Source organism: Prevotella merdae (genome assembly GCF_900290275.1).
Taxonomy (GTDB): domain Bacteria; phylum Bacteroidota; class Bacteroidia; order Bacteroidales; family Bacteroidaceae; genus Prevotella; species Prevotella merdae.
The window spans coordinates 494,174-508,893 of the sequence record NZ_LT985324.1 but is presented as its reverse complement, the minus strand read 5'-3'; the positions used below and the strand labels follow the sequence as shown (position 1 = coordinate 508,893).

Sequence of the window (14,720 nt, the reverse complement as noted above, 5' to 3'; positions counted from 1 at the left end):
TGCATGGAGATAACTGGCGAAAGGGGATAATACACACATAGATATATTCCATATAACATTTATATAGAATAATATTGTTTCCGTATAAAGATTTCTATTACTATATATGTATTCTTTCTATACTGTACCGTGTAATTATAGATAATGGTCATTCAACCATACGACTATAGGTTTGAGTTTGTCCTTTATCGACATTCTCTATCTTGATAAGAACCATTGCTCTTGATGGAATCGTGCTTGGAAGTTCTTTCATCAGTTTACCTATTATTTCCTCCACGTTGTTAAAGCCAACATCAGTGATCTCACTGATTTTCCTTCCTCGATAAAAAATAGAGCCTTTCATCATCTGACGGAATGAGAAACGTTCAAATACCGTGCTATCAGCCTTCGAATAATCTCTTGATTTATCCTCAGTGAAGAATATCTTCTCCAAGACTTTCTCATTCAATGCCCATGCAGGTGAGAAGTCTATCTTAACATAAGACCTTGTTACACGATGACGGTCTGAATGGTTCATAGCAAAGCCAACCTCATCAATGGATGCTCCACATTCGTTTTGGGCAACAGTTGCCCATGTATGACGAAATGTATATACACAATACGCCTTCTCATGTGGAATATGGAGACTTTTCTCGCATATCTGACGGATTCCGCAATTAATGTTGGCACCAAAACTGTCGCTGTTGGTCATACGTTTGTGGAAATCGAAAAGATAAGGCGAGGTTGTTTTATCAAGATACTTGTCGAATACAGGTTGCAAGATACCAGGTATCTTCATTTCCATATAAGCATGATCGTTTCTGAACTTGCGAGTTTTTGCTCGCTCATAGCTAATGATGCCATCATGGTAATCTTCTTTCTTCAAATTATATATATCAACCGTATTCATTCCTGCAAGGCAAAGCACCATCATGGCAACATCATGTCCAAGCTCTGCCAAAGGCAATATACGGTCGGAAGGTGGGAGAGGAGCGGCAAAGAAAGCACGGCATTCTTCCATAGTAATAGCTCGCTTCTCTGGAGTGTCTGCCTTTGGTATTTTTATTTTTAGCCATGGATTTGTTGTTATACGGATGATACCGCAATCATAGTCGTTAAATTCAAGCAACGCTTGCCTGAATATTTGTCTTATACATATAGGGTACATTTCCTTGGCTCTTGCTGTTTTGGCAAGAGACTTTATCCATCCATTGATAAACTTGGATGTGAGTTGCGAACACATTACTTTATTGGAACCTGCATAGAGTTCCAAATGTCTATAGGCAAGTTCGTAGTTTCTGGCGTTCCGTTCATGACCATTGTTGTATAGATTGTCATGGTATTGCCTTGCATAATCAGAAAAGCATACATCAGCTGTACCGCTTTCCAAATATGCTACGACATCATCCACACTCCATGTGCGAATAGGCTGTTTGTTGAGCATTTCCGCAAAATGGGCTATCTTGACAGTACATGCTTCAAGAACAAAAGGATCCTTGACTTCATGGTTCTTTTTGTTCACAGATTTTGTTTCTACGATTTTGTCTGTTTTTAGATACCTTGACTTTCTGTTGTGAGTAACCCGGATAGATACATTCCAGAATCCATCTGCTCTCTGTCTCAGTGCCACTGTTTTAAATGTTGCCATATCTTTTATGTTTAAATTGTTCTTAGAATCATTTCGAAAGTTGTAAAACATGTGTAAAACATGTCCTTGGAAATTGTAAAACATATGTAAAACATCCATCATCATTTGTAGCATTTCAGTGGTACTTCCGCTAAAAACGAATTAAGTGGAAAGTCCTCTGTTACAAGGACTTTCCACTTAATCTATTGAGAGTCAAATATTTGCTATTATTCCTCTACAGCAGCCTGAGCCGCCGCAAGTCTTGCTATAGGTACTCTAAACGGTGAGCATGATGCATAATTCATGCCTACCTTAGCACAGAACTTAACTGATGAAGGCTCGCCACCATGCTCGCCACAAATACCAGTGCGGAGGTTTGGACGAGTAGCACGACCATTCTCTACAGCCATCTTGATAAGTTGACCAACACCTTCCTGGTCGAGAACCTGGAATGGGTCTACCTTCAAAATCTTCTTCTCCATATATGCAGGGAGGAACGAAGCGATGTCGTCACGAGAATAACCGAAGGTCATCTGTGTCAAGTCGTTTGTACCGAATGAGAAGTACTGAGCCTCCTCAGCAATCTTACCTGCGGTAAGGGCAGCACGTGGAATCTCGATCATTGTACCAATCTCAAACTCAACCTCTACGCCATACTCTACAAATACCTCCTTGGCAGTAGCAAGGATGATAGACTTCTGCTGCTTGAGCTCCTGAACAGTACCGATAAGAGGAACCATAATCTCAGGACAAGGGTTGAAGCCTTCCTTCTTAAGCTGGCAAGCAGCACCAAGGATAGCACGTGTCTGCATAGCAGTAATCTCTGGGAATGTGATACCAAGACGGCAACCACGATGACCGAGCATTGGGTTGTTCTCGGCCAAAGAGTTAACACGCTTCTTGATTTCCTCAACGCTTACGCCCATCTCCTTAGCCATTGTCTCCTGACCAGCCTTATCGTGAGGTACGAACTCGTGGAGAGGTGGATCGAGCAAACGAATATTAACGTGGCAACCATCCATAGCCTTAAGGATACCATAGAAGTCGGCCTTCTGATATGGAAGAAGCTTTGCAAGAGCCTTCTCGCGACCCTCTACCGAGTCAGCCAAGATCATCTCACGCATTGCAACAATCTTCTGGTCATCGAAGAACATATGCTCTGTACGTGTCAAACCAATACCCTTAGCACCGAATGCACGGGCTACCTCAGCATCGTGTGGAGTATCTGCATTTGTGCGAATCTCCATCTTTGTATACTTGTCGCAGAGGTCCATAAGCTCCTTGAAGTCGCCTGAAAGCTCAGCTGCCTTAGTCTCAATCTGTCCTGCGTAGACCTGACCTGTTGTGCCGTTCAATGAGATAAAGTCGCCTTCCTTGTAAACAACGCCTTCAATCTCTACAGTCTTAGTCTTATAGTCTACATTGATAGAGCCTGCACCTGATACGCAGCACTTACCCATACCACGTGCAACTACAGCTGCATGAGAAGTCATACCGCCACGAGCTGTGAGGATACCCTCAGCAGCAGACATACCAGCGAGGTCCTCAGGAGATGTCTCGATACGAACCATAATTACCTTCTTGCCGTCCTCGTGCCATGCCTCTGCGTCATCAGCATGGAATACAATCTGACCGCAAGCAGCACCTGGAGAAGCAGGAAGACCCTGTGTGATAACCTTAGCCTTAGAGAGAGCCAACTTGTCGAATACAGGGTGCAAGAGCTCGTCGAGCTTCTGTGGTTCGCAGCGAAGGATAGCTGTCTTCTCGTCAATCATACCCTCGTGCAGAAGGTCCATAGCAATCTTAACCATAGCAGTACCAGTACGCTTACCGTTACGTGTCTGAAGGAACCAAAGCTTGCCCTCCTGAACGGTGAACTCCATATCCTGCATATCGCGATAGTGCTTCTCGAGCTTGTCCTGAAGTGCGTCAAGCTCCTTATATAGTTCAGGCATAGCCTCCTCCATAGAAGGATAGTTGGCAGCACGCTCTTCCTCAGATATACCGGCACGTTCAGCCCAACGCTGCGAACCAATCTTAGTAATCTGCTGAGGAGTACGGATACCAGCAACAACGTCCTCACCCTGAGCATTAATCAAATACTCACCGTTGAAAAGGTTCTCGCCGTTACCAGCGTCACGGCTGAAGCAAACACCTGTTGCAGATGTCTCGCCCATGTTACCAAATACCATAGCCATAACCGAAACGGCTGTACCCCACTCGTCAGGAATACCCTCCATCTTACGATACAGGATAGCGCGTTCGTTCATCCAGCTACGGAACACAGCGCATATAGCACCCCAAAGTTGCTCCTTAGGATCGGTTGGGAAGTCGCTACCGGTCTGCTCCTTGATTGCCTTCTTAAAGAGTTCAACAAGTTTCTTGAGTGACTCTACAGAGAGGTCCTTGTCAAGAACAACACCCTGCTCCTGCTTAACCTTCTCGATGATAGCCTCAAATGGGTCAATATCTTCCTTGTTCTCTGGCTTCATGCCAAGAACAACGTCGCCGTACATCTGAACGAAACGACGATAGCTATCGTAAACAAAGTGAGGGTTGCCAGTTTTTTCTACCATACCTTCGGCTACTTCGTCGTTCAAACCGAGGTTGAGGATGGTATCCATCATACCTGGCATAGAAGCGCGTGCACCAGAACGTACAGAAACCAAAAGAGGATTCTTTGGGTCACCGAACTTGCAGTTCATCAGTTTCTCAGTATGAGCAACAGCTGCATTAACCTCATCAGTAAGAAGCTCAACGATCTTCTCCTGACCTACTCTATAATACTCATTACAAGTATCGGTTGTGATAGTGAATCCTGGAGGTACAGGAACACCAATATGGTTCATCTCGGCAAGGTTAGCACCCTTGCCACCGAGTACCTCACGCATTGAGGCGTTACCTTCAGCCTGTCCATTACCGAAGGTATAAACTCTTTTTTCATTCATAGCTAATAGGTCTATTTATTATATTTGTTAATTTATTCCTGTGATTAAATATTGGTTTTTAATATACATGCAAAGATAATCTCTATTTTGTTAAGAGCCAAATTTTTTAGGGGAAATTTGCTATCTCTATATAGCATTTTTTACTGTTTACGCAAACAAAGCAATATAAACACGACAAAATGCAAGTTTTTTACATGCTCAGATGGTACTCTACAAGTCCTTGCATTGGACTTTTGACAATTCTGCCAACAACAAGTCCACGGTTATTTGCGGCACATTCCAACTGATGTTTGAAATAAAACGCGATGCTTCCAACAGCATTTATTGCTATTTTTTTAGCGTTTTCATCTACGTTTTCTCTTGTTCTTTCCTTAAGGTAAGGTTGGATGTTTACATCAATAAACGTCTCGAAATTGCGCACCACCATATCGGCAAGCTGAGGATAATTATCCATGTTGCTTGCTATAAAGCGTGTGATAGACGCCATGAAACGGTTAGGCGAAGGCTCACGATACACCTTTTCTATTATATCAGAAACATTAAGCTGCCATTCAGACATAAAGAGGTTGCGCAGTTCGATTGGCAACCACCCTTTAAGTATGCCATTAAGAAAGTTTCGTCCAAGCACAGCCCCACTACCCTCATCGCCTAAAATATAGCCAAGTGCTGGAGTTTGTGCAATGATATTGGTTCCATCATACAAACAAGAGTTAGCTCCTGTGCCAAGTATACATGCTATGCCTTCCTTGCGCAAGCACAATGCACGTGCGGCAGCCAGCAAGTCGCTGTTAACCTCTATTGTCTTTGACGAGGAGAAGGTACGAATAAGCATATTGCGCATTATGGGCTGTCGGTCGGGTGTGCACCCTGCGCCATAATAATATATCTCGCCTACATCATTACGATTTATAGCTTGTGTTGTGAGCGAAGGCAACAACTCGTTGTTCAAAATACCTTCGATAATATCTGGAGCTTGAACTGCTGGATTTATACCACTTGTATTTATACGTACAAATTTTCCGTCGGGCGTAGCAAAGCACCAGTCTGTTTTTGTGCTACCACTGTCAACAATCAGTCTTACCATTCTATTTGAAATACAAAAAGTAAATTGCAGCGATAATAGCGGCGGCTATAAACGCAACCAACATTTTTATCATACAACCAGTTAGCTTCTTTATAAGCAAGAAGCAAACAACGGCTGCAATGATGCAAAAGATATAATAACCTATAGATTCCATTATTTATACAACAGTTTAATGGCGCCCATACAAACGACGGCGCTGTTAGACGATGATAAACATAAGAAAATCCACTTAAAAGAATGAATGTTAAACCAAACTTTTAAGCGGACTTTCCTACTATATAATTTTAATTAAAAAATATCAACACATTATTTAGTTGAGTCCAAGACTCTTCTTGATTGCCTCGATCTTCTCCTCAGCAGCCTTGTTGCAACGCTCGTAGCAGCCAGCACACTTGAACGAAGAATCCTTAACCTCGATATAGAACTTAATCTTAGGCTCTGTACCTGAAGGACGAACGCTAACCTTAGTTCCGTCTGTGCAGAACCACTGTAGCACGTTGCTTGTAGCAGGCATGTCAAGCTTCTCAACGTTGCCGTCTTCCTTAGTAGCTGTAAGTGCCTGATAGTCCTTCCACAAGCAAATCTGGCTGCCACCAAGCTCCTTAGGAGGATTAGAGCGGAAGTTGGCCATCATCTGCTTGATTTCATCAGCACCAGTCTTACCTGGGCGAACAACGTTTACAGTAAACTCCTTGCTGAAGCCATACTCAGCATAAATCTGCATCAAGAGATCGTAGAGAGTCTTGCCCTGGTCCTTAGCCCAAGCTGCAATCTCGCAAATCAAGCAGATAGAAGCAGGAGCGTCCTTATCGCGTACCTTATCGTAGGGCAAAAACCCGAAGCTCTCCTCGCCACCGCCGATATACTGCTGCTTGCCCTCAGAAATAGCAATCTCGCGAGCAATCCACTTGAAACCAGTATAGCAGTCGCGAAGCTCTACATTGTTCTTCTCTGCAATCTTGGCTATAACCTCTGTGGTAACAATAGTCTTAACAAGGAAGTCGGTTGGCTTCAACAAGCCAAGCTTCTTCTTGTTCTCGATGATGTAGTAGCAGAACATCATACAAGTCTGGTTACCATTGATAATCATCCACTCGCCCTTATCGTCGCGGCAAACAATAGCAAGACGGTCTGCATCAGGGTCGGTTGCTACAACGAGGTCGGCATTAAGCTTAGTACCAAGCTTCATACCAAGAGTCATAGCCTCTGCATTCTCTGGGTTAGGCGAAACAACTGTTGGGAAGTTGCCATCTACTACCATCTGCTCAGGAACTACATTGATGTTCTGGAAGCCCCAAGAACGCAAGCATAGAGGAACGATAACACGACCTGTACCATGCATAGCAGAGTAAACGATGTTAAGATCCTTCTGACGGTTGATAACGTCCTGGTCAATCATAGCAGAGTGAACAGCTGTCATATAGTCGTAGTCCATTTCGCCACCGATAATCTGAATCTTATCCCAGTTGGCCTCAAACTTAACCTGGTCTATAGTAACCTTATTCACCTCCTCGATGATACCAGTATCGTGCGGAGCAAGAACCTGTGCACCATCGCTCCAGTAAGCCTTGTAACCGTTATATTCCTTAGGGTTGTGCGAAGCGGTAACGTTTACACCAGCCTTTGCGCCAAGCTGACGGATAGCAAAAGAAATCTCTGGTGTAGGACGCAAGCTCTCGAAGAGATAAGCCTTGATGCCATTAGCCGAGAAGATAGCAGCTACAGTCTCAGCAAAAAGACGTGAGTTGTTGCGGCAGTCGTGACCTACAACTACCGACAGATTCTCCTCGCCTGGGAAAGCCTTAAGGATGTAGTTGGCAAAGCCCTGAGTAGCCATACCAACGATATATTTATTCATACGGTTTGTACCTGCGCCCATAATACCACGCAGACCACCTGTACCGAATTCCAAGTTCTGATAGAAAGCGTCGATAAGTGCCGACTTATCTTCGTTGTCAAGCATAGCCTGAACTTCCTTACGTGTTTCTTCATCAAATGCCGGTGTGAGCCACAGCTTTGCTCTTTCCTCACACTGAGCAATCAGTTCTTTATTATTATCCATAATAATTTAAATATATGTTAACGTTAATATTTGTATTCGTTTTTAGTATTATACAAAGATACAATTTCTATTTATAGATAACGGCTAAGCCAATATATTATTAATCTTATTTAACAAATGAATTGGCACGCCATCCCTATCCTATCTTTATATATCCCTAATATCTCATTATATACCTTGCTTCCTCCTATATTCCTTTAAATATTCCAGTCATCAGGATTGCATTGAGCCTCTACCTGCTTTTCTATCTTATCTAGAAGCGACGGGAAGAAGTCGATGCCTGTTATGCGCTCCACCTCGTCAACAGAGTTGGCATAGTCGCCCTTAGGACGGTTGCCATCCCCATTCTTGTATATAAAACCTATGGCTTTAGGATTGCCTTTCATCGTTAGCACCACCTTGAAGAATGCGTCTGGCACAGCCACCTTGTTCTTGCCTATTGTCTTGGCACGCTTCTTATAGAATATTGGACCGCACACTATATATATGTCGCCATTCTCCTTTGCCCATTTGCGGCAAGCCTGTTCCATCTCGTTCCAGTCGCCACGATTAAGTTGTGGAGCTTGAGGACAAACATTTGTAAAGAGGAATGATTCGTCCATAGCCTTTGCGCTCCATTTGTTGTCACCAGCTGGACACATATGTCCACGGTCGTATCCAGAGCGTACATAATCAGAGTCAATGGCACGTGGCATAGGCACTTCCTCGTCTTCGTGGAACGAGGCATCGCTGCGCTTTACACTACCCTTTAGATGTGCTGCCGTAAGATGCCATGCCACCCAATTGGGCACACGTCTATCCTTGTTGTAAGACACGGTATAGCCTTTGCGTACAAGTATCTGTTCGGGCACAGACGTTAGCGGGGCTGGCAATTCAATACTCTCGTATGTCTCAGGTGCCGATTGGGTTACTTCTTGCTTGGTTTCAGCAACCTTGGCGTCCATGCGCTTTACTACAACATCGCACGAACCCAACAGGCTGCCAAGACAGCACACTACTAATAACTTAAATATTCTGTTCATTGTTTACTATATTTTGCTCAGAAACTTTATCTATTTCAACTGCCTCTGATTTTATTCTTGCATATCCATCCACAACATAGCGGCGTGCTGTCCATACAGCCACAAATACCGACAGTACTGAGGCCGCAAACACGGCAAGCACAATGAGCAACTGGAAGAAGGCGGCATCCAATACCTCAACGCCACACATTATCATTGTCCACATTACTACTGGCGAACATCCCACAACAAGGCTCGACATCTGGCGCATACCTGGCACTAAAGACTTCTCTATGGCTCGCTTCATGAGATAGTTGAGCGCCTCTGTACGCGTTGCTCCATTGCCTATAAGATAGTAGTAGAGATGATTGTGATGGCGCAAACCCATATAATACACTGAAAGCGAACGCGACATTGGCTCTACAATGCTGCCTGCAAGCAAGGCTATAACAGGCAGAAGGAAATGAGAACCGAAGCCTTTGTCTACCGAATTGTTAAGAAGCAGCAGCAAACTGCCCGTAACCAACAGGGCCACAAGCATTCCGGCACATACCGGAAGCAGGTACATACGCACAGACAACTTGGCTTGCACAACAACCGTTATAATTGAATAGACTACAAAGGCTAAGCCAAAAGCCACATCGAACCATACGCTGTCGGTTGCTACAAGATAGTAGACAGCCGCGCCTAACACACCCACACGCAAAAGCATCTTGACTAATGCCGCAAAAACGGTCTTAACTGCGTCTATGCGAAACATGCTTGCAACGAGCAAGGGAAGTATAATAAATATGGCCATAAGGCCTATTCCTAACATTGATATCATAAACTATTTCTGTATTAATTACTCATTCAAAGGCACCACCTTATTGGCTACCTGTAACAACAAGGGATCGTCGGTGGTTACCACTATTGAGGTGTCGGCAAATTGGGGTTGCCTTAGATAAGCTGCTATCATACCACGCTCGGTCTCACCTTGAAAGAAAGTTGGCTGGTCGAGCAACAATACCGGACGGCTGCTTACACCTGCAAGTGCCAAAAGCACACGCTGGGCTTGCGAATTGTCGAGACTGGAAAAGCGCTGGCTCATCAGCTCACCCGAAAGCCCAAGGCTGTTAAACTCTGCTATCACATCATTGTCCGAATATGCCTCGCCTTTGTTTATCTTGAGCCGAAACATTGAATTGGCAATATCCCTTACAGTACTGGCGCCAAAGCTGAACGACTGCGGAACCCACGACATAAAATGTCGGTAATAGGCAGATGTAGCTGGATGCACAGGTTCGCCGTCTACACTCGCCCACCCAGACGCTAATCGCTTCATACCAAGAATGGATAGCAGAAGCGCCGACTTGCCACGTAAAGTACCTCCTGTTATAGCAACAACGTCGCCGGGAGCAGACACAAACGACAAGTTGTCAAACATTTTTGTCCGACAGTCTTCCATACCCGCCTTATACAACTCTATTATCATTTCTTCTTTATTTGCCTTATTATACTTGCAAAGGTATACTAAATTTGGTATCTTTGCAATTATCAATTAATAAAAAATATGGAAGATTTGATTTTTATAGAGGCTAAAGAGGTTAGAACCGAATATATCGACGGTATCAACAACCTGCTTGGTCAACTGACATCGTTGCCTAAAGAGATGAACGAAGCGCTGTTGCAGGCCATAGTTGAGTCGGACCGCACCCACCTGTTCCTTGCCTACATTGGCAACCAGATGGTGGGCATGGCCACTCTTGCCGCGTATGTAATACCTACGGGAACAAAAGCCTGGGTGGAAGATGTTGTCGTGGACAACAACTTCAGAGGCAAGCACATTGGCAAGAAGCTTGTCAACCATGTGGTAGAATATACTAAGAAATACAGTCCATGCTCGCTTATGCTGACATCACGCCCTATGCGTGTGGCTGCAAACAAGCTATACCAATCTGTTGGATTCGAGAAACGGGAAACCAATGTATACAAGATACAGGTTTAAACTAAGGCTGATATTGCCAGGACTTATATTACTGCCACTTAGCAAACGACATAACACAACGCAGATAACATACAAATTCGTTCTTTGCATGCTATCAAATGCTTCTATGCTTGCTATCAAATGTACATTTGCTTGCTATCAAACGAGTTTTTGCTTACTGTCAAATATGCACCATCGCCCCCAAACCATCCACAGTAAACAGCAATTGATCATACATCACCCTATGTTCTGTGTGAGCGATAAAAAAGGCTCATCCGACACAAGTTTTCATTTCTGTGCCGTCTGTCGTATGACGCGTCGCGTCTATACGCTCTGTGGATTCGAAAAAAATAACCCCGTAGGCTTCTGTGCATTCCGTGCGTTCTGTGGGAACTATAACAAGACAATATCTGCCATCACTCCAAATTCCGTATAAACAAAAAAAGAGTCTGAAAACAATTGCGTTTTCAGACTCTTTTTTATGTTGTTAATTTAATAATCTTAGAAGAAGAGGTAGCGGTTGTCAACAACCTTAGCCTTGATGTAAAGCTCGTTCATGAAGTTGCTAGCCATCTGCATCTCTTTCTGGCGAAGCTTCTGCATCTCGGTAGCTGCATCAAACTTGCCAGGACGCTGTGTCTTGTTTGTAACCTCAAACACATAAACACCTGCGTTACCCTTAACTGGAAGCTTGCAGAACTTACCCTTAGCAGTAGCTGCAACAGCACCACTCAATGCAGGCTCGCTTGCGCCAGTAGCAGGAACAAATACAGGAGCAGCGAATGTTACCTGATTAACAGTTGAAACATTAGCACCCTTAGCCTTGGCAGCTGCAACTGACTTAACGCCATTGAGCTTAGCCATAAGCATCTCTGCCTTCTTATCCTTCAATACCTCGCCCTTAACATACTCCTTAACCTGAGCATCATCAAGTGAGCGATAGCCTACATTATTAATATTATCGAGAACTACAACCAAGAGATGGTCGTTGTCGCCACACTCGTAGAGAGGAGAAACATCACCCTTCTTAGCATCAAACAACCAACGCATAGCGTCGCGTGTGCTGCGGATACCAGCAAGATTGTGCTCGGCTGTAGTAACATCCTTACGCTCCTGTACGTTGAAACCTGCCTTGGCAGCGTTCTTAACTATAGCGTCGGCAGTAAGGTTAGCGCTTACAAACGAGCTGAACTTGTTGTAAGCAGCCGAGTAAGTGTCCTTGCTGAAGGTTACATTCTTCTTTACAACGGCTGCAACATACTTGTTGATCATGCCCTTGCGGTCTACAACCTGAACGATGAGGTTGCCCTGCGAGAGAGCCACGTTCTTAAGCTCGTTAACCGACATTGTGTTGAGTGACATGATATAATCCTTAGTATTATGGTCGAGCGACGGGGCGCTCTGATACTGACGTGTTGTAAGCCATGTCTTCTCGCCAGTCTGACCATACTTCTTGGCAATTACCTCGAAATCGGCACCAGCCTTAAGTGCATTGTAGATAGAATCGGCACGCTTAGCGCTCTCCTCTGCTGTAGCACCAGCAACCTGAATCTGACGATACTGTACCGAATCAGGGAGCAACTGCTTAGACACAAGCTTGATAACGTTAAGAGTATTGTCAGAGTTGTTCTCAAATACCTTGCTTGTAGAGCCAACTGCCATTGAGTCGAGGCGCTGTGCAATATCGTAAGGATAAGCATCCTTTGAAACAGGAACACCAAGATAGTTAACCAATGAGGTGCTCTTGCGTACAACGTCCGAGGCATCTGTAGCCGAAGCAAGAGCCTGGCTATAGCCAGCAAACTCCTTCTGCAAAGCTGCACGGTCGGCAGCCGAAGCCTTAACCTGAACATCAACATACTTGATGTCGCGGCTCTCTACATACTGCTTGAAGCGACCCTTAACCTCGTCATACTTAGCCTTAAGGTCGGCGTCAGAAATCTGAACCTTGTTGTCGTCGATGCTTGAGTAAGAAAGAGCGGCAAGCTGTATCTGGCTCTCCTGGTTCTGATCGTTGAAAGCCATCTGAGCCTCTACCTTGTTGCTCAAGAAGCAATGAGCGAACAAGCCCTGATACTTCTGTGCGAGAAGCTGCTGACGAAGAGTCTTCTCGATGAATGTCCAATACTTGTAGATAGTGTCATACTGCTTTGCGAGCTGCGGATTAGCCTGTCCCTGAGCCTTATACTCGGCAAGGAACTTCTTAAGAGCATTAACGTCAAAGCGACCAGTCTGCTGGTTGACGAACGGAGTCTGCATAAGCATAGGGTTGGTACCCTCTGTCAGAACATTCTGCAACTCGGCATCTGTAACGGTAAGACCTAGCTTCTTGGTCTCGTTCTCGATAAGCTTGGTCTGAACATATGTGTTCCAAACCATGTCCTTAACCTGATTGAGCTGGTCTTCATTAAGGTTGTCCTGACCCTGCTGCATCTTAATTACCTCGGTGTACTCGTCAACGAGCTTCTGGAACTCTGTAACGTTGATTTTCTCACCTAAAACTTCTCCGACCTGCTGTCGCGCATCATTGCTTGACGACTCGCATGAACGGAACGCCTCTTCGGCGATGAACGCAAAAAGACCCAAGCTGATGATGCATATCAGCAAGACGCCTTTGCTTCTGATTTTTCCTAATGCTGCCATTATTTTTTAATTGTTTTTATTTGTTATTTTTATTATCAATAGCTATAGATTGTGCCATGTTACACAAAATGCGTACAAAAATACTAATTTATTACTAAACTTTAGCACATTTAATCGAAAATCTGCCTTTACGGATTAACTTTTAGTCTTACCAACTCTATTTTTGTCATTGTGCTCTTCATTATACGGAACTCGAAATGACCTATTGTGATAACTTCGTTAAGTTTCGGGAAGTTCTGATATTCATGCAAGATGTATCCTCCTACAGTCATGTATTCGTCGCTCTCGGGCAGTCCGATAGCAAAGAGATCATTCACCTTGTCTATCTCAAGACGGGCTGAAAGCAAGTACTCGTGATCGCCCACTTGCTTGGCAATATATTTGTCGCTATCGTGCTCGTCCTCAATATCTCCAAATATCTCCTCTACTATATCCTCGAGCGAAACAATACCACTTGTACCGCCAAACTCGTCGACCACAACACCCAGGCTCTTCTTCTGCTGAAGGAAGATGTGCATAAGTTTCTGTGCTGCCATTGTCTCTGGCACAAACGGCATCTTGCATACATGCTCGCGCCACTTGTCCTTATTGCGGAACATCTCCGAACTGTGTATATAGCCAACAATATGGTCGATATCGTCCTCGTAGACTATAATCTTTGAGTTGCCACTCTCTATAAACTTCTGCATCAACTCCTGTATGTTACATTCGTTTAGGTCGACTGCATTAATCTCTGTACGAGGCACCATACAGTCGCGCACTTTACAATCGGAGAAATCGAGCGCATTCTGGAATATCTTTACCTCGTCGTTGATGTCATCTTCGCTCTGCGCATTGTCTATGCTCGACTGCACAAGATAGTCGAGATCGACCTTTGAGAATCCCTCATCATCATTCTCTGCCGTCATCTTTATGCCTACGACATAAAGCAGACACTTGGAGAGGAATGTTGAGAAACGGCTTATTGGCCACAATAATATATAGAAAATGTATGCAGGAACCGCAAATACAGAAAGTAGTCGGTTGGCATTGTTCTTGAACAGAATCTTAGGCAAGAACTCCCCTGTGAACAGTATCACAAGCGTAGACAACAATGTGTCGGCTGTAACCCTGGCACCTTCGTCCAAAGAACTGAAGAGTGTATTGTCGAACAACTGGGCAAACAATATACCGTACACTACAAGCACTATGTTGTTGCCAACAAGCATTGTACTGACAAAGCCATTAGGATGGCTGTAAAACACCGATATTATTTTGCCTGACAGTCCACTGTCCTCACGATCCATCTCGGCAAGCATACGGTTGCTTGACACGAATGCTATCTCCATGCCCGAAAAGAATCCCGACAGAACCATTGTTATGGCTATACAGATTAATAGAGGTATCTCTGTTTCCACTTTATATTTGATT

The 14,720-nt window shown here is 44.3% G+C and carries 10 protein-coding genes; 1 reads left to right on the top strand and 9 read right to left on the bottom strand.

The window, feature by feature from the left end:
* Positions 1-148 precede the first annotated feature (148 nt).
* The 7 genes from C9991_RS08545 to C9991_RS08515 form a co-directional block, all read right to left on the bottom strand.
* Positions 149-1,627 carry a tyrosine-type recombinase/integrase gene (locus C9991_RS08545; protein WP_106812788.1) on the bottom strand — a complete coding sequence of 493 codons (1,479 nt, stop codon included), beginning with the start codon at positions 1,625-1,627 and terminating at the stop codon, positions 149-151.
* Between the two features lie 206 nt (positions 1,628-1,833).
* Positions 1,834-4,554, bottom strand: coding sequence for a pyruvate, phosphate dikinase (ppdK, locus tag C9991_RS08540; protein ID WP_106812138.1), 2,721 nt, complete (start codon positions 4,552-4,554; stop codon positions 1,834-1,836).
* Between the two features lie 190 nt (positions 4,555-4,744).
* The gene (locus C9991_RS08535) at positions 4,745-5,638 is read right to left on the bottom strand and encodes an ATPase (protein ID WP_106812137.1); all 894 of its coding nucleotides are present in this window, start codon (positions 5,636-5,638) and stop codon (positions 4,745-4,747) included.
* A 310-nt stretch (positions 5,639-5,948) separates the two neighbouring features.
* A complete protein-coding gene (locus C9991_RS08530) occupies positions 5,949-7,700 on the bottom strand; it encodes a phospho-sugar mutase (protein ID WP_106812136.1) in 1,752 nt (583 codons plus the stop codon).
* A gap of 197 nt (positions 7,701-7,897) precedes the next feature.
* Entirely contained in the window at positions 7,898-8,722 is an 825-nt protein-coding gene (locus C9991_RS08525; RefSeq protein ID WP_198643770.1) for a DNA/RNA non-specific endonuclease, read from the bottom strand.
* Positions 8,706-9,500: an ABC transporter permease gene (locus C9991_RS08520; protein WP_198643769.1), complete on the bottom strand. Its 795-nt coding sequence runs from the start codon at positions 9,498-9,500 to the stop codon at positions 8,706-8,708. The genes C9991_RS08525 and C9991_RS08520 overlap by 17 nt, the downstream gene beginning before the upstream one ends.
* Positions 9,501-9,545: 45 nt before the next feature.
* Positions 9,546-10,175, bottom strand: coding sequence for an ATP-binding cassette domain-containing protein (locus C9991_RS08515; protein WP_106812134.1), 630 nt, complete (start codon positions 10,173-10,175; stop codon positions 9,546-9,548).
* A gap of 78 nt (positions 10,176-10,253) precedes the next feature.
* Here C9991_RS08515 and C9991_RS08510 point away from each other — a divergent pair, with 78 nt between their 5' ends.
* A complete protein-coding gene (locus tag C9991_RS08510) occupies positions 10,254-10,688 on the top strand; it encodes a GNAT family N-acetyltransferase (RefSeq protein WP_106812133.1) in 435 nt (144 codons plus the stop codon).
* Between the two features lie 480 nt (positions 10,689-11,168).
* On the opposite strand, the gene C9991_RS08505 is transcribed toward C9991_RS08510, so the two are convergent.
* Positions 11,169-13,310, bottom strand: a complete 2,142-nt coding sequence (locus C9991_RS08505) for a peptidylprolyl isomerase (RefSeq protein WP_106812132.1) — start codon at positions 13,308-13,310, stop codon at positions 11,169-11,171.
* Between the two features lie 128 nt (positions 13,311-13,438).
* On the bottom strand, positions 13,439-14,707 hold the full coding sequence (locus tag C9991_RS08500) for a hemolysin family protein (protein WP_106812131.1): 1,269 nt from the start codon (positions 14,705-14,707) through the stop codon (positions 13,439-13,441).
* Between the last annotated feature and the right edge of the window lie 13 nt (positions 14,708-14,720).